Annotated in this window: 24 protein-coding genes; 13 read left to right on the forward strand and 11 right to left on the reverse strand. The window is 70.6% G+C overall.

The features are described 5' to 3' along the window. The first annotated feature begins 395 nt into the window (after positions 1–395). Positions 396–2,108 (forward strand): glycoside hydrolase domain-containing protein, encoded by a 1,713-nt coding sequence (locus tag DFR69_RS24780; RefSeq protein WP_110040020.1) that lies wholly within the window; start codon positions 396–398, stop codon positions 2,106–2,108. A gap of 83 nt (positions 2,109–2,191) precedes the next feature. Further along, positions 2,192–2,665, forward strand: coding sequence for a hypothetical protein (locus DFR69_RS24785; RefSeq protein WP_110040021.1), 474 nt, complete (start codon positions 2,192–2,194; stop codon positions 2,663–2,665). Positions 2,666–2,675: 10 nt separating this feature from the next. Here the strand turns inward: DFR69_RS24785 and DFR69_RS24790 are convergent, their stop codons facing one another. Continuing rightward, on the reverse strand, positions 2,676–3,299 hold the full coding sequence (locus DFR69_RS24790; protein WP_110040106.1) for a LysE family translocator: 624 nt from the start codon (positions 3,297–3,299) through the stop codon (positions 2,676–2,678). A gap of 52 nt (positions 3,300–3,351) precedes the next feature. Between DFR69_RS24790 and DFR69_RS24795 the strand changes: the two genes are divergently transcribed. Continuing rightward, positions 3,352–4,146 (forward strand): GTP pyrophosphokinase, encoded by a 795-nt coding sequence (locus DFR69_RS24795; RefSeq protein ID WP_425271606.1) that lies wholly within the window; start codon positions 3,352–3,354, stop codon positions 4,144–4,146. Between the two features lie 10 nt (positions 4,147–4,156). On the opposite strand, the gene DFR69_RS24800 is transcribed toward DFR69_RS24795, so the two are convergent. Together DFR69_RS24800 and fdxA are read right to left on the reverse strand one after the other, a co-directional pair. Then, positions 4,157–4,762 carry a DUF1345 domain-containing protein gene (locus tag DFR69_RS24800; RefSeq protein ID WP_110040023.1) on the reverse strand — a complete coding sequence of 202 codons (606 nt, stop codon included), beginning with the start codon at positions 4,760–4,762 and terminating at the stop codon, positions 4,157–4,159. A 54-nt stretch (positions 4,763–4,816) separates the two neighbouring features. Then, positions 4,817–5,152, reverse strand: a complete 336-nt coding sequence (gene fdxA / locus DFR69_RS24805) for a ferredoxin (protein ID WP_110040024.1) — start codon at positions 5,150–5,152, stop codon at positions 4,817–4,819. Between the two features lie 111 nt (positions 5,153–5,263). Between fdxA and DFR69_RS24810 the strand changes: the two genes are divergently transcribed. Then, positions 5,264–6,208 carry a LysR family transcriptional regulator gene (locus tag DFR69_RS24810; RefSeq protein ID WP_110040025.1) on the forward strand — a complete coding sequence of 315 codons (945 nt, stop codon included), beginning with the start codon at positions 5,264–5,266 and terminating at the stop codon, positions 6,206–6,208. On the opposite strand, the gene DFR69_RS24815 is transcribed toward DFR69_RS24810, so the two are convergent. Beyond that, on the reverse strand, positions 6,156–6,731 hold the full coding sequence (locus DFR69_RS24815) for a hypothetical protein (RefSeq protein ID WP_208644041.1): 576 nt from the start codon (positions 6,729–6,731) through the stop codon (positions 6,156–6,158). The genes DFR69_RS24810 and DFR69_RS24815 overlap by 53 nt on opposite strands. A 143-nt stretch (positions 6,732–6,874) precedes the next feature. Here DFR69_RS24815 and DFR69_RS24820 point away from each other — a divergent pair, with 143 nt between their 5' ends. The 3 genes from DFR69_RS24820 to DFR69_RS24830 all read left to right on the forward strand — a co-directional run bounded on the left by DFR69_RS24820 (position 6,875) and on the right by DFR69_RS24830 (position 10,607). Continuing rightward, positions 6,875–8,275 carry a sensor histidine kinase gene (locus DFR69_RS24820; RefSeq protein ID WP_110040026.1) on the forward strand — a complete coding sequence of 467 codons (1,401 nt, stop codon included), beginning with the start codon at positions 6,875–6,877 and terminating at the stop codon, positions 8,273–8,275. Further along, a complete protein-coding gene (locus DFR69_RS24825; protein ID WP_232998964.1) occupies positions 8,272–8,925 on the forward strand; it encodes a LuxR C-terminal-related transcriptional regulator in 654 nt (217 codons plus the stop codon). Before DFR69_RS24820 ends, DFR69_RS24825 begins: the two co-directional genes overlap by 4 nt. Before the next feature lie 62 nt (positions 8,926–8,987). Then, complete coding sequence (locus DFR69_RS24830) at positions 8,988–10,607, forward strand: FAD-dependent monooxygenase (protein ID WP_110040027.1); 1,620 nt, start codon at positions 8,988–8,990, stop codon at positions 10,605–10,607. 27 nt (positions 10,608–10,634) lie between these two features. On the opposite strand, the gene DFR69_RS24835 is transcribed toward DFR69_RS24830, so the two are convergent. Continuing rightward, positions 10,635–10,991, reverse strand: a complete 357-nt coding sequence (locus DFR69_RS24835) for a hypothetical protein (protein WP_110040028.1) — start codon at positions 10,989–10,991, stop codon at positions 10,635–10,637. A 67-nt stretch (positions 10,992–11,058) separates the two neighbouring features. Next, positions 11,059–11,502, reverse strand: coding sequence for a winged helix-turn-helix transcriptional regulator (locus DFR69_RS24840; protein WP_110040108.1), 444 nt, complete (start codon positions 11,500–11,502; stop codon positions 11,059–11,061). Between the two features lie 78 nt (positions 11,503–11,580). Between DFR69_RS24840 and DFR69_RS24845 the strand changes: the two genes are divergently transcribed. Then, positions 11,581–12,756 (forward strand): MFS transporter, encoded by a 1,176-nt coding sequence (locus DFR69_RS24845; protein WP_110040029.1) that lies wholly within the window; start codon positions 11,581–11,583, stop codon positions 12,754–12,756. Between the two features lie 160 nt (positions 12,757–12,916). After that, entirely contained in the window at positions 12,917–14,479 is a 1,563-nt protein-coding gene (locus DFR69_RS24850; protein WP_110040030.1) for an FAD-binding oxidoreductase, read from the forward strand. Between the two features lie 7 nt (positions 14,480–14,486). Here the strand turns inward: DFR69_RS24850 and DFR69_RS24855 are convergent, their stop codons facing one another. Further along, positions 14,487–15,305 (reverse strand): cyclase family protein, encoded by an 819-nt coding sequence (locus DFR69_RS24855; RefSeq protein ID WP_110040031.1) that lies wholly within the window; start codon positions 15,303–15,305, stop codon positions 14,487–14,489. Positions 15,306–15,356: 51 nt separating this feature from the next. After that, positions 15,357–16,169 (reverse strand): shikimate 5-dehydrogenase, encoded by an 813-nt coding sequence (locus tag DFR69_RS24860; protein WP_110040032.1) that lies wholly within the window; start codon positions 16,167–16,169, stop codon positions 15,357–15,359. Between the two features lie 257 nt (positions 16,170–16,426). On the opposite strand from DFR69_RS24860, the gene DFR69_RS24865 reads away from it, so the two are divergent. Genes DFR69_RS24865 through DFR69_RS24880 form a run of 4 tightly spaced genes read left to right on the forward strand, consistent with a single transcriptional unit; the run spans position 16,427 to position 19,623 of the window. After that, positions 16,427–17,671 (forward strand): oxygenase MpaB family protein, encoded by a 1,245-nt coding sequence (locus DFR69_RS24865; RefSeq protein WP_110040033.1) that lies wholly within the window; start codon positions 16,427–16,429, stop codon positions 17,669–17,671. A 26-nt stretch (positions 17,672–17,697) separates the two neighbouring features. After that, positions 17,698–18,018 (forward strand): hypothetical protein, encoded by a 321-nt coding sequence (locus DFR69_RS24870; RefSeq protein WP_110040034.1) that lies wholly within the window; start codon positions 17,698–17,700, stop codon positions 18,016–18,018. Positions 18,019–18,070: 52 nt separating this feature from the next. After that, on the forward strand, positions 18,071–18,847 hold the full coding sequence (locus DFR69_RS24875; RefSeq protein ID WP_110040035.1) for a GAF and ANTAR domain-containing protein: 777 nt from the start codon (positions 18,071–18,073) through the stop codon (positions 18,845–18,847). Next, a complete protein-coding gene (locus DFR69_RS24880) occupies positions 18,844–19,623 on the forward strand; it encodes a GAF domain-containing protein (protein WP_110040036.1) in 780 nt (259 codons plus the stop codon). Before DFR69_RS24875 ends, DFR69_RS24880 begins: the two co-directional genes overlap by 4 nt. A gap of 12 nt (positions 19,624–19,635) precedes the next feature. Here DFR69_RS24880 and DFR69_RS24885 read toward each other — a convergent pair whose 3' ends face one another. The 3 genes from DFR69_RS24885 to DFR69_RS24890 all read right to left on the reverse strand — a co-directional run bounded on the left by DFR69_RS24885 (position 19,636) and on the right by DFR69_RS24890 (position 21,032). After that, the gene (locus DFR69_RS24885; protein ID WP_110040037.1) at positions 19,636–20,322 is read right to left on the reverse strand and encodes a PAS and ANTAR domain-containing protein; all 687 of its coding nucleotides are present in this window, start codon (positions 20,320–20,322) and stop codon (positions 19,636–19,638) included. A 76-nt stretch (positions 20,323–20,398) separates the two neighbouring features. Next, positions 20,399–20,575, reverse strand: a complete 177-nt coding sequence (locus tag DFR69_RS34595; protein WP_167456390.1) for a hypothetical protein — start codon at positions 20,573–20,575, stop codon at positions 20,399–20,401. After that, a complete protein-coding gene (locus DFR69_RS24890; RefSeq protein ID WP_167456391.1) occupies positions 20,568–21,032 on the reverse strand; it encodes an anti-sigma factor antagonist in 465 nt (154 codons plus the stop codon). The genes DFR69_RS34595 and DFR69_RS24890 overlap by 8 nt, the downstream gene beginning before the upstream one ends. Positions 21,033–21,098 lie beyond the last annotated feature (66 nt).

The following is a 21,098-nucleotide window of genomic DNA, read 5'->3' on the forward strand; positions in this document are numbered from 1 at the left end:
GTTGGCGCCCGTGCGCATCGCGGACAAGGCGGTCGCCTCCGCCGCGAGCATGGCGCGCGTGCGCCGGCAACTGCGCCGCCTCGGCGCGGGCAGGCGGACCCGGCCCGGCATCGATCCGAAGCTCGCCTCGCCACGGAGCTCTGGCTCCAGCGCCGCGCGCTGCGCCGCTACCGCGCCTGGCTGAGAAGCCGTGCCGCGTGACATGATCGCGCCGAGAGGCGGCGCTGTGCTCGCGAATCGCGGTGCAGGGGTGAATGTTTCGCCTAGAATAAATGCCGGGTGAGATCCTCGGTCACCCCGGCGCCGATCTGTGGCGCCAGTGTCGTCCCGCCGTGCTGTCGCGGGACGCGAGCGTGAACCATGCCAACGGATATGAATCATGCAGGGGGTCAACCATGTCCACCGCTGTCGATTTCGCAGCTCGTCTCATCGATCCCGCCGCGATCGCGGCGGCCGGACACTCGGCGGTCCTCGCCTACGTGTCACCGAGCAGACCGGGCGCGAACTTCGGTGCCAAACCGATCACCGCCGAGTACGCCCGCGCGCTCGCCGCCGCCGGACTCGACGTCGTCTCGATCTGGCAGTACGGCAAGCCAGGCGATCCCACCCCGTCCGACTGGACGACCGGCTTCGACGGCGGCAGGCGAATGGCCGAGCAGGCGCTCGCCACGCATCTGGAGGTCGGTGGGCCACGCCGTGCGCCGATCTTCTTCGCCGTCGACGAGGACATCTCGCTGAGCCAGTGGAACGCGACCGCCGTCGACTTCTTCCGCGGGGTGAACTCCGTGCTCGGCACGGAATGGACGGGCATCTACGGACATTCCCGGGTGTGCGCGTGGGCGATCGAGGACGGGGTGGTCGGCCGCCGCGGCGACTTCAGCTGGGTGTGGCAGACACGAGCCTGGTCGGGCGCCGAGCGGGAGCCCCGGGCGGTGCTGTACCAGCGGGTGATCGACACGCCGAGCAATCCCGGCCCGGTCATCGACGGCACACACGTCGATGTCGACGACATCCTCGCGCCCGACTTCGGGCAGTGGAGTCTGGACCGCTCGGTCCAGGTGCCCGCCTTCACCGAACTCGACCGCCTCGGTCCCTCGCACTCCCCCCGCGACGGTGCGCGGATCACCAATTTCCTGCTGCACACCCAGGAGGGCAACGGCACCGCGGAATCGCTGGCGGCCTACCTGAACAACCCGGCCAACGGCGTGTCCTACCACTACACCCTGCGCGACGGCATCGTCGTCCGCGTGGTGCCCGAGGAACTCGCCGCCTGGTCGGTGCTGTCCGCCAACCCGTTCACGGTGAACTTGTGTTTCGCGGGGAGCCGGGTGGCCTGGTCACGGGACCAGTGGCTCGCGATCGACGCCGACCTGCGCATCGCCGCATACCTGGCCGTGCGCAGCGCGCACCGGCACGGCTATTCCACGCAGGTGATCGCACCGCCCGGCTACCGGGTCGGCGAAGGCATCAGCGACCACAAATACGTCACCGAGGCCCTGGGAATCGGCACCCACACCGACGTCGGACCGAACTTCCCGTGGGACGTGTTCGCTGCCCACGTCAACGATTTCGCGGGCACCGGTCAGACCGCCATCGACATCAGGGCGGCGGCCTCGCCGTGGCTGGGCGCGCGTCGCACCGACGGCGAACTCGCCACCCCGGACGGCATCGGCCGCTTCGCCGAGTTCGAGCACGGCTACGTCTACTGGCATCCGGCCACCGACGCGCACGCCATCCCGACCGCGATCATGACCAAGTACGCCGAACTCGGCTGGGAGGCAGGCCCCTTGGGCTACCCGATCGCCGAGCACGCGGAACTGCCCGATCCGCGCGGCACCGGCCCCGGTCTCGCGCAGGCCTTCCAGGGCGGCACCGTCTATCGCCGGGCAGGCGCGCCCGCCTACTGGGTGCACGGCGCGATCGGGGCCCGCTGGTCGGCAGCCGGATTCGAGAACGGCGAACTCGGGTGGCCCGCCTCCGACGAGATCGCCCACGACGACGGCGTCTACCAGGCGTTCGAGTTCGGCCGCATCTACTGGGTGCCCGAAAAGATTGTCGCGCTGCGCAATTCCGGCGACCCCGATACGCCGCTGGCCCGTCCCGCCTGACCTGTCGGGGTACCCGGCTACGCTGGCGGCGTTCGGTGCGCCGGCCGGCGTAGCGAGTACCGGCACGGAAGGAGACCCGCACCATGTGGCCGTCCGAGTGGCCCACGTCCGCGCGTGCGATCGCGATCGCCGTCGACGCCGCCGTCCACGCGGCGCGCGCCGCCGACGAACCCGCCTTCACCGAGGCGATCGCCGCAGTGGCCGAACTGCCCGCCGATCAGGCCGGCGCGGTGCTCGCGGCGATCGTGCGGGAGCTCCTCGAGGTCGCGCACCCGGACGGGCTCACCGGCGACGATGTGCGCGCGGTGCTCGAGGCCGTGATGCGGGCGACGGTGCCCTGGCATCCCGGGCTCGACGTCGCCGCGGTGATCGCGACGCTCACCGGCGCGCTCGGGGTCGACGACGCGACCGAGCCGGACGCGCCACCGAGCGGTGTCCACCCCGCCGCGGTGCTCCTGATCGCCCACCTCGCCGAGCGAACCGGAATGCCGGTCCGCGAGGCGATCGGCCGGGCCATCGGTGAGATCGCCAGGGCCGAGACCGTCGAGATGCCCTGACCGGCCGCGCTCAGGACTCGGTGGCCAGCCGCACCCCGAAGCCGACGAGCACCAGGCCGGTCATCGCGTCGATGCGGCGGCGGATCCGGTCGGTCCGCATCCAGGTGGAGATCGAGCCGGAGGCGACGACGAGGGCGAGGCAGTACAGCGCGGTCAGCGCGATGTAGACGGCGCCGAAGGCCAGCGTCGTCCAGGTCGGCGAGTAGCCGTCGGGCACGAAGCCGGGCAGGAAGCTGACGAAGAGCACGCCGACCTTGGGGTTCAGGATGTCGGTGAGGAGTCCGGCGCCGAAGTTGCCCGCGCGATCCAGCGGTGCCACCGACGACGTGTCCGATGCGACACCGACCGGTCGCCGGAGGGCGCGCAGCGACTGCACGCCCATCCACACCAGATAGCAGGCGCCCACGATCTTGAGCGCCTCGTAGCCCACCTCGCTGGCCCGCAGCAGGGCCGACAGGCCCACCACGGCGGCCACGACCCACACCGCCAGTCCGCACAGCACGCCGGCCGCGGTCCGGATCCCCGCCCGCCTGCCGCCGCGCACCAGGCTGCGGACCACCACCAAGGTGTCCGGACCTGGCAGGATGACGATGACGAGGGATGCGAGAGTGAAGGAGATGAGCGCGGCGAGCATCCGACCATGGTAGGCGGGCCCGGCCTCGCCGAGGAAAGGCACAATGGACTCGATGAAACCCTGGCAGCTGGATCACGTGATCGAGAACGGGCCGTCCGACGGCGGACGTCGCATCGACGTCGACGTCGACGACATCCGGATGCTGCGGGAACAGTTCGTCGACTTCATGCTCGGCTACAAGTTCGCGATCGACGAGGTCACGACCAAGATCAACATCTTGCGCGAGGACTTCAACAACACCCACGAGTACAACCCCATCGAGCACGTGGGTTCGCGCCTCAAGTCGCCCGAGAGCGTGCTGGAGAAGGTGCGGCGCAAGAACTACGCGATGAACCTGTCCTCGATCCGGGCGAATGTCCTCGACATCGCGGGGGTCAGGGTGGTGTGCAGCTTCATCTCCGACATCGAGACGATCAAGCAGATGCTGGCGAGCCAGTCCGACATCACGGTGCTGGAGGAACGCGACTACATCACCCATCGCAAGCCCAACGGGTATCAGAGCCTGCACCTGATCGTCTCGATCCCGGTGTTCCGTTCCGACCGCACCGAGCGGATTCCCGTCGAGATCCAGATCCGCACCATCGCGATGGACTTCTGGGCCAGCCTCGAGCACAAGATCTACTACAAGTACCGCGGCGAGGTGCCGCCGAATCTGCGCAGCGATCTCGCGCAGGCGGCCGAGGTGGCGACCCAGCTCGACGAGAAGATGGAGGCGCTGCACCGCCAGGTCGACCGCGGCTCGCACACGAAGCCGCGCGCCGCCGAATCCCTCGACCTCGGCATGCTCTACCGGAACCTGACGGCCGAGCATCCGGTACACCTGCGCCCGGGCGACCTGCCGCTCTGAGCGGCCCGGCTCAGCCTTTGAGCCAGTCGATCGCGATGGCGACCACGGCGGCGTTGAAGAAGAAGCTGAGCACGCTGTGCGCGACGACGCGCCGCCGCATGGGCCGGTTCACCACGTCCACATCCGACACCGCGAACGACGTGCCGACGGTGAACGAGAAGTACACGAATTCGGTGAGCTGCGGCCACGGGCAGTGCGGGAACTCCAGGCCGCCGTCGGCGTAGTGAGCGCGCGCGTAGACCTGCGCGAACGCGGTGTGCAGCAGCAGCCAGGACAGGAAAACCGTGGCGGCGGCGACGCCCTCGGCGAGCGCGTCGCCGCCGCCCTCCCGTGCCGCGATCATGACGAACCCCGCCGCCGCCCCCGACCCGCTGGCCACCAGCGCCATCGTCGTCGCGTACCAGTTCGGCCCGACCCAGTCGTCCAGATCCGCCGACGGGTCGCTGGGCAGGTCGCGATAGAGCAGCGCCCAGCCGGCCGCCATGTAGGCGACCGCCAGCAGGTTCCACACCAGCAGCAGCCCGATCCCGCTCCCGGACCACGAGAACGCCACCAGCCAGACCACACCGAGGCCGGTGAGCCCCAGCTCCATCGCCCCCAGCACCTTCCGGCTCATACCGCCACACCTACCACGAACCCGGGCGCGCGCCCCGCAACCGCGCCCGGCCGTTCACGCTCGGTAGGCCGCCACGAAAGGCGTGTCCACGCCGAGCTCGCCGACCCGCGCGGCACCACCCGGGTGTCCGAGCGGTTCCGTCCGCCCGGGCAGCGGTTCCTCGAAGAAGCGACGGTTCTCGGCCACGAAAGCCTCCTGCCCCTCGGGCATGTCGTCCACGTAGTAGATCGCCTCGACCGGGCAGGCCGGTTCGCACGCCCCGCACTCGGTGCACTCGTCCGGCTGGATGTAGGCCATCCGGTCGCCGACGAAGATGCAGTCCACCGGGCATTCCTCGATGCACGCCCGGTCCAGGACATCCACGCAGGCCGCGCCGACCACGAACGTCACGATGTTCTCCTCTGTTGCTCGGTGCCGCGCCCTCCGCGACCGATCTCCATCGTGGTCGGCGCGCGGCGCTCCGAGTAGCCGTCGATTCCCATGACCTCTTAAGGTTTTGTTATGAGCTTGCCGCCGGGAACACCTGACCTGGAGGTGCTCGATCTGCTGGTCTCCGTGGCCGAGCTGGGCAGCCTGGGGGCGGCCGCGCGACGGCACGGCATCAGCCAGCCCGCGGTGGGGATGCGGATCGGTGCGCTGGAGCGGCGCTTGGGATTACGGCTGCTCGACCGCGGGCCGACCGGATCGGCGCTGACCGATGCGGGATCGGCCGTGGTCGAACTCGCGCGTCCGGTACTGGCCGCCGGCGGCGCGCTGATGGACGGCGTGTCGGACCTGCATCGCCGGACGCACGCGAGCCTGCGCGTCATGGCGTCGAAAACGATTGCCGACCACCGGATTCCCCAGTGGTTGTCGGCGCTGCGCAAGCTGCGGCCCGAGCTCGCGATGGAACTCGATGTCGCCAACTCCCAGCAGGTGACGGCGGCGATCAGGGACCGGACGGCCGAGCTCGGGTTCGTGGAGGGGCCGCACTCCCCCGCGGGCCTGGGCAGTCGGGTGCTCGTCGCCGACGAACTGGCCGTGGTCGTCGCGCCGGACCACCCGTGGGCCACCCGGCGGCGCGCGATCACCCTGCGAGAGCTCGGGGAGACGCCGCTGCTGTGGCGCGAGAAGGGTTCCGGCACCCGCGAAACGGTGTGGTCGGCGCTGGAGATCCACGGCACGCCGGCCCGGCCGGCCGCCGAACTCGGTTCGGCCGCGGCCATTCTCGCGACCGCGCGCAGCGGGACCGCCCCGGCGGTGGTCAGCAGGCTCATCGTCGCGCACGAGCTCCGCGCCGGGACACTGCACGAGGTGTCCCTGGCCGATTCCGTCACGCTGACCAGGAAGTTCCGTGCCATCTGGCACCGCCGCACCCCACCGTCCGGTCCCGCCGCCGACCTGGTCGGGCTCGCTACCCGCATCGAGGCGGCCCGACCGACCCGGCGGGACAGACCCGCCAGGTGACCGCGCGGCTCAGGGAGTCGGGACTCGGGTCCAGGTCGGTGATGATCGTGTCCAGGGCGCGGAGGCCGGCTCGGTGGAGCAGACGCTTCTCGTTGGTGATCCATTCGCCGCGGGAGGCGAGCACCGCGTGGGCCGTGTACATTCCCGCGGTGGCCAGCGCGCCGGCGAGTTCGGTCAGCCGGCCATGGGCGGCGTAGGCGTCGCGGGCGTAGCGGAGAGTCAGGTCCGCGCGCAGAGCGTGCGGGTATTCCGGTCGCGGGAGGCGGCCGCGCAGGACTCGGTTGACCGACAGCTCCGCGAGCAGCAGGTAGCTCGGGATGCCCGCCAGGTGGAACATCAGGGGCTCCCAGTGGAAGCGACCCTCGTTCGCCTCGGCGATCTCGTGCTCGACGACGTCGAGGTCACGATAGTGGACGTCGACCGGGCGGTCGCCGATGGTGAGCCACGCTCCTGGCGAGGTTGCGGCCTCGGAGCGGGGGCTCGGACGAGGCAGGGAGGGGAAGGCTGATCGGTCAGCTGTCACGCCATGGGTCCGAGGGTACCGCCGTCGCCGAGCCGCGGGCACGGCAGAGCGTGCGCGGGGTAGAAAGGGTGTGGCTGGCTACACCATCGAGTCGGTGGCCTGCTCCATCGAGAACCGGGGCCGCCGCGACAACCATGGGAGTCATGACGGACACACCTGCCGAGCCGACGCTCGTCATCGACAGCTCCGACGCGCCGACCACCGTGCTCGACGTCCCGCCGCCGCAGGGCGCGCAGCGCGGCGGCGGCGTGCTCGCCACCGCGCTGCGCGCGCCGATCCAGGCCAGGACGTGGAAGGAGTTCGCGTACCTGCTGCTGTCGTTCGTGCTCGGCTGCGTGGCCGTGTGCTACCTGTTCTTCGGGTTCGGTGGCGGCCTCTACGCGTCGATCTTCCTGATCGGCATCCCGCTGCTCGCGCTGATCTTGCTCGGCGGCCGGGTCTGGGCCCGGATCTACCGGTCCCTCGGTGCGGGCCTGCTCGATGTCGAGGTCGCGGCGCCACCGGCCTTCAGCCGGGGGCGTGGGCTGTTCGGATTCCTGCGCGCCGCCTTCACCGACCGGCCGAGCTGGCGCGCGACCCTGTTCCTGCTCGCGCAGTCGGTGCTCGGCGTAGTGGTGGGCTATCTGGTGCTCGTCGTGATCGCGATGGTCGGGTTCACCGCGATCTCCCCGATTCCCTGGGTGCTGTTCGATCCGGTCCAGGTGGACGCCGCCGGGGTCGAGCATCACAGTCTCGCCCAGTTCGGTTCGTTCTACGTCGACACCTGGCCGCGGGTGCTGGCCATGTCGGCCGTCGGCATCGTGCTGTGCTTCGCGCTGCCGTGGCTGGTCCGGGCCGCCTGCTGGCCGCACCGGATGCTGATCACGCAGCTGCTCGCGGAGACGCCGCGGGATCGGCAGCTGGCCGAACTGCGCGCGAGCAGACGCGCCGCCGTGGACGACGCCGCCGCCACCCTGCGCCGGGTCGAACGCGATCTGCACGACGGCACCCAGGCACGGCTGGTCACCATCGCGATGGCGCTGGGCCGCGCCGAGGAGCGACTGGCCGCCGGTGGCGATCCCGGCGACCTCATCGCCGAGGCCAGGGCGGGTGCGAAGGACGCGCTGACCGAGCTGCGCGAACTGGTCCGCGGCATCCACCCGCCCGCGCTCGAGCTCGGGCTCGGTCCCGCGCTGGAGACGCTGACGGCCCGCTGCGCGATTCCCGTCGAGCTGCGAGTGCACCTGCTGCGGCGCCCGAGTCCCGCGATCGAGGCGATCGCCTACTTCTCGGTCGCCGAACTCCTCACGAACGTGGTGAAGCACGCGCGCGCCACCCACGCGACCGTGACCGTCCTGCCCGACAGTGTGCGATCGCTCGCGATCACCGTGCGCGACAACGGGATCGGCGGCGCACCGCGCCCCGGCACCGATCCCGCGGGTGGCAGCGGACTGGCCGGTCTCGCCGCAAGGGCGCGCGCGGTCGACGGCACCCTCACCGTGGACAGTCCGGCCGGTGGTCCGACCGTGGTCACCATGGTGCTGCCGACGGCGGGCCCGCAGTGACCGCGCCGCTGCGGGTGGTGATCGCCGAGGACAGCGCGATCCTGCGCGACGGCCTGGCCGGCCTGCTCACCGAGCGCGGCCACGAGGTGGTGGCGATGGTCGGGGACGCCACCACGCTGAGCGAGGTGGTGGACACCCATCGCCCCGACGTCGCGGTGGTGGACGTGCGGATGCCGCCCAGCTTCACCGACGAGGGCCTGCTCGCCGCCATCGAGCTGCGCCGCAAGTTTCCCGGCACCGGTGTGCTCGTGTTCTCCCAGTGGATCGAAACCCGCTACGCGACAGAACTTCTCGCGGCGGGCGCGAGCGGGGTGGGCTACCTGCTCAAGGACCGGGTGGCCGATGTCGGCGATTTCGTCGACGCGCTGCACCGGGTCGCGACGGGCGGCACCGCCCTCGACCCGGAGGTGGTGAGCCAGCTGATGGGCGCCTCGCGTCAGCAGGACTCGCTGGCCCGGCTCACTCCCCGCGAACGCGAGGTCCTGGAACTGATGGCGCAGGGCCTGACCAACAACGCGATCGCCGCCGCGATCACCGTCACCGAGCGCGCCGTCGAGAAGCACATCGGCAACATCTTCACCAAGCTCGATCTGCCACCCTCCGACACCCGTCACCGCAGGGTACTCGCGGTGCTGCGGCTCCGTGGGTGAGGCGACGGGCGTACGATCAGCGAACACACTCACGCGGTTTCCCGAGCCCGAGGTGATGTCGTATGGCCGAGACGGATGTCCTCCTCGTCGGCGCCGGTCCGGTCGGATCGGTGGCGGCCATCGAGCTGGTCCGGCGTGGGGTGCGCTGCCGGCTCGTCGACGCCCTGCCCGAACCGCCGCGCTACGCGAAAGCGGTCGGGATCCAGCCCCGCACGCTGGAGGTTTTCGAGTCGATGGGGCTGCTGCGGGAGTTCCTCGACGCGTCCGTCCAGTTGCGCGGACAACTCACCTACGTCAACGGGGCGCCGGCGGGCCGGCTGGAGCTGGCACTGCCGCCCGAGGTGCCGTTCGGGTTCGTCGGACTTCCCCAGTACGAGACCGAACGGATTCTCGCCGAGCGGCTGGCGGCCATGGCGACCCGCGTCGAACGGGGAACCACCCTGGTCGGTTTCACCCAGGACCAGGACGGTGTCGATGCCGTCCTGCGCGGTCCCGGCGGTGAGCAGGCCGTCCGCGCCCGCTACCTCGTCGGCTGCGACGGCGCGCACAGCACCGTCCGCAAGACGCTCGGCCTGACCTTCGAGGGCGCCGCCTTCACCGAGCAGTACATGCTCGGCGACGTGGAGCTCGACTGGTCGCAACCACCCGGCTACGGCGTGCGGGCGACGCACCAGACCGACGGCGTCACCGACGACGGGCTGGTGTGCATCCCGCTGCCCGGCCACCACCGCTACCGGGTGTCGATGCAGGTTCCCCCCGAACTGGCGGTGGCCGCGGGTCCGGACGGCATCGAGCACGGCTTCCGTTCCGGCCCAGGGCCCGATCTGGCCGATATCCAGGCCGTGCTGGACCGGCTGTCCCCGGAACCGGTCACCGCGTCGCGGTTGCGCTGGTCGTCGGCCTTCCGGATCAGCCACCGCATCGTCGACTCCTATTCGCGGGGAAGGGTTTTCGTCGCGGGCGACGCCGCCCATATCCACCCGCCCACCGGCGCGCAGGGCATGAACACCGGCATCCAGGATGCGCACAACCTCGCCTGGAAGCTCGCGCTGGCGGTCGCGGGCGAGGGCAGCGCGGACCTGCTCGCCAGCTACGACGCCGAGCGCCGTCCGGTCGGCGAGGAGGTCGTCGGGCGCACCGTACGCCACGCGAAGGACGGCTTCGGGAACGACGACGCGGATCCCGAACGGTTCCTGCTGCGCGAGGCGCAGCTGCTGATCGACTACCGCGACAGTCCCGTGGTGACCGCGTCGCCCAGCGGGACGCGCATGCCGCCTGCGGGCACCCGCGCCCCCGACGCCCGCGGCCTCACCCGCGCCGCCGTCGCCTTCCCGTTCCGCCTGTTCACCCTGTTCACCGGAACAGGGCACACGGCCCTCGTCTATCTCGACAGCACGGCCGAGATCGCCGATCTGGAGCGGACATTGGAGCGCCTGCGCACCGAGGCCGGTGGCCACCTCGACTCCTACCTCATCGTGGCGCCCGACACCGAGCCCGTGCCGACGGTCCCGCCGCTCGTCTGCGATCGGGACGGCGATTTCGCCCACCGCTACCGGCCCGAGCCCGGCACCCTGTTCCTCGTCCGACCGGACGGCTATCTCGGCTATGTCGGTTCCCCGACCGACCCGGCGCTCGCCCGCCATCTCACCGCCACCTTCGCCACCGCGCGGACGACCGGATAGCGGGGCGCCAACGGACCCGGTGAACGTTCAGGCCGTGACGAGGGCCACCAGGAGCAGGCCGGAGACGAGCAACACCAGCGGTATCAGAATCCCCACCAGGCGCACCCGATTCCGGCCCGGAGGCAGGACCAGGGGCACCGTGACAGCGATGATCGCCGCGGCAGGGAGCGCGCAGACGGAACCGAAGATCAACCCGTATCCGTGCGGATCGGCGAGCGGATCACTCGACCATCGCGACCGCGCGACGAGGTAGGCACACGACAGCCAGAACAGTCCCGCGGCCGCCGCGACGACCCCGGCCACCACCGCGACGCCGAGGCGCCACCGATCCGCACCGGACCGCCTCGACGAATCCGCGCCCCGACCCGATTCCTCCTGGCGCATCAGACTCCCTCCCGCACACGATCACAGCACATCGGGTCACCAGCCGCACCCCGCCCGGGCGCCGGGACTAGACCTTCCACACCTGGGTGGTGTCCACGCCGAGGTCCGCGCCCGTCCGGCTCCGGGGGCGCAGCTCGGGAACAGCCACGCCGTCGAGATCGGTGAGTGTCGAATGCTTTTCGGTCGGGGCGAAGGCATGGCGCTCGCCCCACTGGCGCAGGGCCACGATCGTGGTGAACAGGTCCTTGCCCGCCGCGGTCAGTTCGTAGGCGTGCCGTTTGCCGCCCGGTGCGGTGCTTGTGGTCAGGATGCCGTGCTCGACCAGGCGGCGCAGCCGATCGGACAGGATGTTGCGCGCGATGCCGAGCCGCTGCCGGAACTCGGTGAACGAGGCGGCGCCGTCCATGGCGTCGCGAACGATCAGCAGCGACCACCGATCCCCGATGAGGTCGACCGTTCTGGCGACCGGGCAGTGCGGGTCGGTCCAGTCCTGGTCCGCGCCGAGCGCCATCGAGCCCACCTCCATAGGTTGCGATTCGAAACCATTCTGCCATACGCTCTAATGGTTTCGTTTTGCTACCAATGGAGGATGCTGGTGGATACCGCCCAGCGAGTGGTCGCGGCCGGAGTGTGCGCCGTGGCGGTCTCGACGATCTATGCGATCCAACCGGTGCTCGACGAGGTCGGCGGCGATCTGGGACTGGCATCGGACGCGCTGGGGTGGCTCGTCGCGGCCGGCCAGATCGGCTACTTCGCCGGACTGCTCCTGCTGGTCCCCCTCGCCGATCTGCTCGATCGGCGCCGGCTGATCGTCGGCCACCTACTGCTCACCGCGATCGGGACGACGCTGGTCGCGCTCGCGCCGAACGCGGTGACCGCGATGGCGGGGTCGGCGATCGCGGGATTCTTCGCGGTGGTCGTGCAGGTGACGGTCGCGTACGCCGCGGCGGTCAGCGCACCCGGTGAGCGGGGCCGCGCGATCGGCGTGGTCACCTCGGGGGTGGTGCTCGGCATCCTCGGCATCCGGGTCCTCGCCGGACTACTGAGTGACACGGTCGGCTGGCGGGCGATCTACATCGTGCTCGCCCTGGCCTGTGTGGCGCTCGCGGCAACGGCTCGCCGCCTCCTGCGGCCGGACCCCAGGAGCCCGGAGCGCCGGTACGTCGAGATCCTGGCTTCGATGGCCCGGCTGACCCGCGATCGGCTCTTCCTCGGCCGCGGGCTGGTGACGTTCTTCGTCTTCGCCTCCTTCGGCACGCTCTGGAGCGGGCTCGCGTTGCCGCTCAGCGCCGCGCCGTGGTCGCTGAGCGCCGCCGCGATCGGCCTGTTCGGCGCGTTCGGCCTGGCAGGCGCGCTCGGCGCGACCCGCGCGGGCCGCTGGGCCGATGCCGGCCACGCCAGAACCACCACCGGGTGGTCACTGGTGCTGCTGGCGGCGTCGTGGCTACTGCTCGGCCGGACCGAACCGACCCTGCTGTTGCTCGTCGTCGGCGTCATCGCCCTCGATTTCGCCGTGCAGGCCGTTCACGTCACCAGCCAGCATCTGCTGACCAGCTCCTACCCGGACCGGGCGGGCAGTGTCATCGGCGCCTACATGGCGTTCTACTCGCTCGGTTCCGCGCTGGGCGCGGTCACCACGGCATGGGCGTACACCACGTGGGGCTGGTGGGCCTCCTGCCTCACCGGCGCCGTGTACGCCGTGGCAGCGCTCGCGACCCACCTCCTGTCCCGCACGCCACTCCCGGCGCTCGCCACTCCACGGTGACCTCCGATCCCACCGTGATCGAACCGTCCGCGCGCGAGTCCGACGTTGCAGTCCATGCCATCTCGCGCGCGATGCACGCCACGCGCCCGCGCATGTCCCGCATCGCGGACCGCCCTTGGGCTAGTGTCCGAGCGAACGCCGCTGGGCGGAAGGAATTCCCATGTCGCTCTCACGTCGCAGCCTGCTCACCGCCGCCGTGGCCGGTGGCGCGATCGCCGCGCTCGGCGGGCCACGGGCCCAGGCCGCACCGCGCGTCCTTCGCGCGGGCGATCCGGACTTCGCGGCGCTTGCCGGTCGCGGATACAACCGCCGCTTCCAGGCCCGGCCCGCCCGGATCTACGTGCCGGCCACAACAGAAGAGGTCCGCGACGCGGTGGCGGCAGCGGTCTCCGAGGGTTCACCGCTCGCGGCGCGGTCGGGCGGACACTGTTTCGACGACTTCGTCGACAGTGCGCGCACCGGCGCGATCATCGACCTCGGCGAGCTCGACGCCGTCCACTGGGACGACCACCATCGCGCGTTCTCGGTCGCGGCGGGCGCCGACCTCGGCGCGGTGTACGAGGCGCTGCACCGGTGGGGCGTCACCGTCCCCGCGGGGATCTGTCTCGGCGTCGGCATGGGTGGCCACGTCTGCGGCGGCGGTTACGGCCCGCTCTCACGCCGGTTCGGACTCGTCGCCGATCATCTCGCCGGGGTGGAAGTGGTCACCGTGGACGCCGCGGGCGCGGCGAAAGTCGTTGTCGCGAAGCGGGACGGCCCCGATCACGATCTGTGGTGGGCGCACGCCGGCGGCGGTGGCGGCAATGTCGGTGTGGTGACGCGGTTCCTGCTCCGCTCCCCTGACGCCGAGGGCGCCGACCCCGCGCACGCCCTGCCGAAACCGCCGCGCGAGATGCTCAGCGGACGCGTGATCCTGCCCGTCGCGACAGAGGATTCGTTCGTCCGGTTCGTCGGCAACTACCTGGCCTTCTTCGAACAGCACAGCGCCCCCGGCGACGAGTTCGCCGGCCTGTACGCGCCGTTGATGATCCGGACCACCGGCACGGCCGCCGCCGAACTGCTCATCCTCCTCGATGCCGAGACCCTGGACGCCCGGGCACGATTCGACACATTCGTGCGGGCCGTCACCGACGGCGTGTTCCCACCCGCGATCGCCCTGCCGGTCGCCCAGCTGCCCTATCCGGAGACCGTGCGCCGGGTCTACTACGCCAAAGCCCCGAGTTCGGTACGGGTGAAGGTCAAGTCCGCCTACCTGCGCAGGGCCTACACACCCGAGCAGTTGCGCATCTTCTACCGCTACCTCGTCGATCCCCGATTCCTCGGTGAGTCCCAGCTCGAGTTCCTGCCGTTCGGCGGCGCGATCAACGCCGTCGCGTCCGGCGCGACCGCGATGCCTGCCCGGGACTGCTTCATGAAGATGCTGATCCACGCCGCCTGGCGGCTACCCGGCGACGACGACCGGTACCTGCGGTGGGCCCGCGAGATGTATCGCGACGTGCACGCCGGCACCGGCGGCGTCCCGATCCCGGACGAGACCTACGGCGGCAGCTACATCAACTATCCCGACGGCGATCTGGCCGATCCCGCGTGGAACACCTCCGGGATCCCGTGGCACACCTTCTATTACCGCGACAACTATCCGCGGCTGCGCCGGATCACGGCGGAGTGGGACCCGGGAAACGTCTTCACCCACCAGCTCTCGATCGGCAGATCCGACTGGTGACCATTTCTCAGGTGAGGGCGAGGACCCGGCACGGTCCCCCGGTGCCGCCGGCGTGTTTGGGCGCGCCGACGACGACAGTCGCGCCCGACGGCGGGACGGCGGCGAGCGCGGCCAGCATCTCCACGCCGTAGCGACCGGCGCCGAGCAGGGCGGTGTGCGCGCCGTAGTCGGGATCCGCGCCGCAGTCCAGGCTCAGGGTGTCGACGCCGGCGCCGGCGATGCCACATTGCGTCACCAGGTACTCCACGGCCTCGGCCGCGAATCCCGGGGCGTGCGGCACCCCGCGCGCGTCCAGGTTCAGGAAGGTCGACGGGTCACCGAGCCGCCCCTCCCACCCGGAGTACATCGCCACGAACGCCCGGTCTGGGATCTCCCCGTGCTCGGTCCGCCACCGGTCGATGTCGGCGACCGTCACCACGGCGTCGGCGTCGTTCGCGGCCTTCGCGCTGATGTCGAGGACGACGAGCGGCGCGACGAGGTCGTCGACCGCGAGCGCGTCGGTCGTCGCGCCGTCGGCGATCCGGTGCGCGGGCGCGTCGAGATGAGTGCCCGTGTGCTCCCAGTAGCCGAGCGCGAACTGCCCGAACCCGCCCACCGCGTGCCAGGCCACCGGCACCATGGCCATCGGCGGATTGCCCGGCCACACCGGCAGTCCCGGCGACAGCGTGTGCGTCAGATCGACCACGCCACCGGTCCGTGGCGCGGCCGCCGCACGTGCCGGGACGACCGCGGCCAGCGCGGCGCCACCCGCCCAGCCGAGCAGCGTGCGGCGGCTCGGTCGCGGCCCGGCACTGCCCGCGAGACGAACGATCTCCGGCGAGCACATCGGCTCAAGATAGCCCAGCGCACGAGACGGACACCGCGAATCGGGCGCGTGTCAGGACCGGGAGAACTCCGAGGCCCGCCGCACCTGATCCGGGGTGAGCTTTACGCCGGTGTACAGGGCGAATTGTTCGGCGGCCTGCAGCGCGATGACCTCGGCGCCGGTGATGACGGGAACGCCGGCCGCGCGGGCGGCGAGGATGAGCGGCGTTTCGGCGGGCAGGGCGACCACGTCGAAGACGGTGGCGGCCTCCGCGATCGTGACGTCGGCGAAGGACTGGACGTCGGCGTCGGGGCCCTGCATCCCGAGGGGCGTGACATTGACGAGCACCCGTGCCCGCCGGTCGCCGACCTCGGAAGTCCAGCGCGCGCCGTACTGTTGCGCGAGGGCACGGCCGGTGGTCTCGTTGCGCGCGACCACCGTGAGGTCCCGGAAGCCGGCGCCGGCGAAGGCCGCGAGGACCGCCTTGGCCATGCCGCCGCTCCCACGCAACAGGACCGACGCGGTCGGGTCGACCTCGTGCGTGCGCAGCAGTGAGGCCACCGCGAGGTAGTCGGTGTTGTAGGCCGTGAGCACACCGTCGTCGTTGACGATCGTGTTCACCGAGTCGATCGCCGTGGCACTGTCGTGCATCCGGTCGACGAGGGGAATCACGGCCTCCTTGAACGGCATCGACACCGACGCGCCGCGGATCGGCAGGCCGCGTACGCCGGCCACCGCCTGCTCGATGTCGACCGGGGCGAAGGCCTTGTACACGTAGTCCAGCCCGAGTTCGTCGTAGAGGTAGTTGTGGAAGCGCGTGCCGATATTGCTCGGCCGCGCCGCGAACGAGACGCACAACTGCATGTCCTTGTTCAGGATCGGCACGGGGGCTCCTTCCGTCGTCGGCCCGAATCTACCGACGCGGTCCCGGCCCGCACGGCAACCGGGTGAACCGATGCCGCAAACCGAGCGCTAAGTTACTGTTCATTCGCCCGAATAGGCCGGTCAATAACGTTTTCGGAAACCGCTTTCGTCGATGAACATCGATGCTAAGTTACTCTCCATTCCAACACGCCACCGGCCAGGAACTGTCTGTTCACCGGCGTCGGAGGTGTCACGTACTCAATGAGGAGACGACGGCGATGGATGGACTCAACAGGCGCGACGCGTTGAAGGTCGGCGGAATGCTGGGGGCATTCGGTGCCCTCACACTGACCACCACCCCGGTCCGGGCCGAACCATGGAGCTGGTCACCCCGGGACTCGGTCGCCGGTTCCGGCGCGGGCGCCGACCCGATGACTGTCTGGGACCCCGAGGCCGACGGCGTGGTCGCCGGCCTGATCGACCGCGGCGAGGTCCCGCGGGTGAACGAACTGCTGCGGACCTGGACCAGGAACGGTCACGCGCTGCCGGACGGATTGCCCTCGGAACTCCGCGATTTCATGGAATACGCCCGGCGGTTGCCGCACTGGGCCGATCCGGCGCAGCTGGACACCGCCATCCAGTTCAACAAGAAGCGCGGGCTCTACCTCGGGGTCCTCTACGGCTTCGCCAGCGGCATGATGAGCACCGTCATCCCGAAGGAGGCACGCGCGGTCTACTACTCCAAGGGCGGCCACGACCTCAAGGACCGCATCTCCAAGACCGCCAAGCTCGGCTACGACATCGGCAGCAACAACGCCTACGGTCCCGACGGGGAAATGGTCGTCACCTGCGTCAAAACCCGCCTCGTGCACGCCGCCGTGCGGCATCTGCTGCCGCAGTCACCGCACTGGGTCCATTCGGCCGAGGAGGACGTCCCGATCAGCCAGAACGACATCATGGTCACCTGGCACAGCCTGCCCACCACGGTCATGAAGCACCTCACCGCGTGGAAGGTGCCGATCCCCGCGCACGAATCGGCGGCGTTCCTGCACTCGTGGCAGGTCGCCGCGCACCTGCTCGGGGTGCGCGACGAGTACATCCCGAACTCGTGGGCCTCGGCGAATTCCCAAGCGGCGCAAGTCCTCGACCCCATCATCGCCGCCACCCCCGAAGGCGCCAAGCTCGCCGACCGGCTGCTGGGTCTCGGCGCCAACATCGACTTCGCGTTGCTCAGCAAGCCGGTCCTCGGCGCGTTCACCCGCTTCCTGCTCGGCGACACGATCGCCGACGGGCTGTCCATTCCGCGGGAGCCGGTCTGGGATCCGCTGCTGCGCTTCAGCTGGGGACCGTTCATCGCCGTGCGCGAAGGACTGCTCAGCGCCGTGCCCCCGCTCGGCGACCCGTACTGGCTGCTCGACGAATTCCTGCGCAAGGCGGCGCTGATCTACCTGTCCGAGCTGCGGATGCCGATCAGCATCGAGATCCCGACCATGAACCGGGACATGTCCCAACCGCACCGCTGACCCACTCCGAACGAAGGAAAGACCTCATGCGAAACACCCTCGGCCTCGCCTCGTGCCTCGCGGCGGCGGCACTCGTCGCCACCGCGCCGACCGCGACGGCGGGCCCCGCGCCCGCGCCCGTCGCCGACACCGGTTCCGCCGCAGTGGATCTGGGCTCGACCGCGGCGAACTCGATCGTCCAGTTGGCCCGCGACGGCGACATCATCGGGGTGATCGTCCTGCTTGGTATCACGCCCCTGCACATGCTGACCAGCGGGATCTGCGACCTCGCCACCCTGTCGGCCCTGCCCGACCCGTGCTCGTCGGGAACGACGCGCTACCAGGCGGCGAGCGAGTACACCGGCTGAGCGCGTCGCTGCCGACCGTCGGGTCCCGCCCCCGAGTAGCGTGGAAGGGAGGATGGGAGACTCGGTGGAAGACGCGTTCCAGCGCAGACCGGAGGAACCTCGGCACCACGGTGGCGCCGAGGCAGGCGGTTCGCTGGTCGGGGGCGTCGGCCTGGTCTGCACCACGGCGGTGCGGCTGACCGCGACCGACGGCTGCGCGGTCGCGTTGCTCAGCGCGCGGTCCTCGGCGCGCGAGCTCGTCTACGCCACCGACGCGACCGCTCAGCAGGTCGACGAACTGCAATTCGTCGTCGGCGAGGGTCCGTGTCTGGACGCCTACCGCACCGACCGGCCCCACTTGTGGCCGGACATGTCCGCGCCGGGGACCGCGACGCGCTGGCCCGCCTTCACCGCCGAGGTCGTCGCGCTGGGCGTCCACGCGATCTACGCCTTTCCCATACCCGGCAACGGCAGCCCGCTCGGCGTGCTCGAATTGCACCGTCTCACCACGGGCGGGCTGAGCACCGCCGAAGAGGAATCCGGGCTGGCGTGTGCCACCGCCATCGGCCGCCTCCTGGAATCCGATGTCGATCGCCTGGCCGTCGCGACGGCGCTGGACGACCCGGGACTCGTCGTCGGCGCCGACGACGAGTTCTCCCGCGCACTGGTCTTCAACGCCTCCGGCATGGTCGCCGTGCAGCTCGCGGTGTCGGCGGACGAGGGGCTGGCGCGGCTGCGCGCGTACTGTTTCGCCAACGGCAGACCGATCAGCGAGGTGGCCGCCGACATCGTGGCACGCAGACTCTCCCTGCGAGATCAGCGCGACATCCGCGGAGGACAGGGCGGATGAACACCGCGCGGACCCGGCTCGCCATCGCGGACCTGACCGCGACCCTGGCCACCGAATTCGACGTTCCGGCCCTGCTGCACGCGGTCGCTCTGCACGCCCAGCGGTGTTTCGACGCGCACTGCGCTGCGATCGTGCTGCACGGCAGGCGCGCGGCGGGCAACGCCGGTCTGCACATCGTCGCCGCGGCCGCCCGCGACGACTCCCCCGCCGATCCTCGCCTTCACACGGTCGGCCCGGGACTGGCCAGCGCCCGTGACGGTGCCGTCGCGATGATCGCCGACCTCGACGATTCGGCCGGTGACGACCGGTGGCCCGAGTATCGTGCGCGGGCCAGGGAAGCGGGCCTGCGATCGGTGCGGGCGTTCCCGGTCAGGGCCATGGCGGTGCCCCTGGGCGCGGTGGTCGTGCACGCCGACGAACCGTGGGGTACGCGGCGGCCCGACGACTTCGGGCAGATCCTGGCCGACCTCACCGCGATCGCCCTGTCGACGAGCCAGGGCGGCCGCCGGGTGACGGCCACCGACACCGTCGACACAGTGCTCAACGGGACGGCCGTGATCGCGACCGCGGTCGGCATTCTCGCCGAGTACTTCGACCGCGACGTCGATGCCGCGCGACTGCGACTGCACCGGCTGGCGCGGGCTCATCAGCGCACACCGACCGCGCAGGCCGCTGCCGTGGTGCGCGCGCAGGAGGTCTTCCCCGCCGATCCCGGCGCCGAACCGGCCCTGCATCTGCCTCCGGACCTGGCGCCACCGACCTCCATCGGCCGGTGACGCGTGGCAGGCTCAGGGCAGCGGATCGCTCTCGATGTTCTGGTGCACGGTGAGCAGCACGTGATCGAGGCGGGTGCGCAATCTGACCTCGTCACCCGACAGGGTCGGTAGCTCCGCGACGACGCGTTCGGCGATCGTCTTGAGCTTGATGTTGGTCTCTTGCGAACGCCAGCGCAGTACCCGGAAGGCCTGGTCGGCGGTGATGCCGTAGGCGAGCATCAACGCGCCCTTGGCCTGCTCGATGACGACCCTGGCCTCCAGCAGCCGGGGCAGGGTGTTGTCGATCGCCTCGCGGCGGTACCCGTCCGCGGTGTCGGAGACGTCGACGTAGTAGCCCTCGGTGCCGACCACCGTGCCGTCGTCGTCGACCAGCAGGTCCGACACCACCAGCACGTCGCGCACCCGGCCGTGGGTGTCGACGATGCGGTGCCTGCTCGAGAACGCGCCGCCGTCCTCGACCGAGGTGATCGTGGCTGCGACGCGCTCACGGTCTTCGGGGTGCTTGTGGGCGAGCAGCAGCTCGGTGGTCGGCTCGGTGCCCGCAGGGTAACCGTGCATCGCGGCCACCTCGTCCGACCATTCCCACCGGCGCGAACCGAAGTGATACCGGAAACGTCCGACAAGCAGCGAATCTCCCACTCCCACGACTTGCTCCACGAGAGCACGTTCGGCTCGGGACGTCTGCGCACGGTCTGTCATACCTGCGATTATTCACCCTGGGGAACCATCGGCCGGTCACCTTTGGACGACGTCTTCGTCCGCCGGCGGCGCACCGTCAGGCCGAGCGGAGCCGCGGCCCCATCGGACGGTGCGGAATCGCGGTCTTGTTCGCCCTGCGTGGCGTGGCGCCGCTCATGATCTCGGCCCACCAGGCCTGCAGTGGACTGGGTTCGGGCCAGCGAACGAAGGGGGCGTCGATGTCGGACTGCTCGAAATCCTCGTACTCAGGCATGACTGCGATTCCTCAGATCTGTGCTGCCGGACCGCGCGGCGCACCGCACGTGCTCGATGGTCGCCGCGTTCACGTCGGGGTAGATCGGTAGCGCCAGGCCGGCGACGGTGGCGATGTGGACGATCGCCGAGGAGGGACTGACGACGCTCACCCGGAGTCCCTCGCGGTGGGAGCGCTCGGCGCTGTCCGCGAGTTCCGCGATCGCCCGGCAGGACATGAACTCGACGGCGTCGAGATCCACCAGGAGATGGCCGGTGTCCCGGGCGGCCAGGCGGGCGGTGTCGAAGAGGCGTCGCCAGTACGCGAAGGTGTAGGCGTCTATCTCGCCGTGGACCCGCAGCAGTGTTCCGTGCCGGACGGTACTGGTCTCGGCGCGCAGGCGGGCGCGGACGTCATCGGCGTCGGGCTCGGCACCGGAGGAAGAGCGGGATCGATCGTGGCTGAGTGGGGTGTTCACGAGTACTCGATTCCTCGGCACCGGCAGGCCTCGCACTGCCACCGGCCGTCCCTAGGTTCTCAAGAA

Origin of the sequence: Nocardia neocaledoniensis (genome assembly GCF_003182135.1) — a bacterium.
Classification (GTDB): Bacteria; Actinomycetota; Actinomycetes; order Mycobacteriales; family Mycobacteriaceae; genus Nocardia; species Nocardia neocaledoniensis.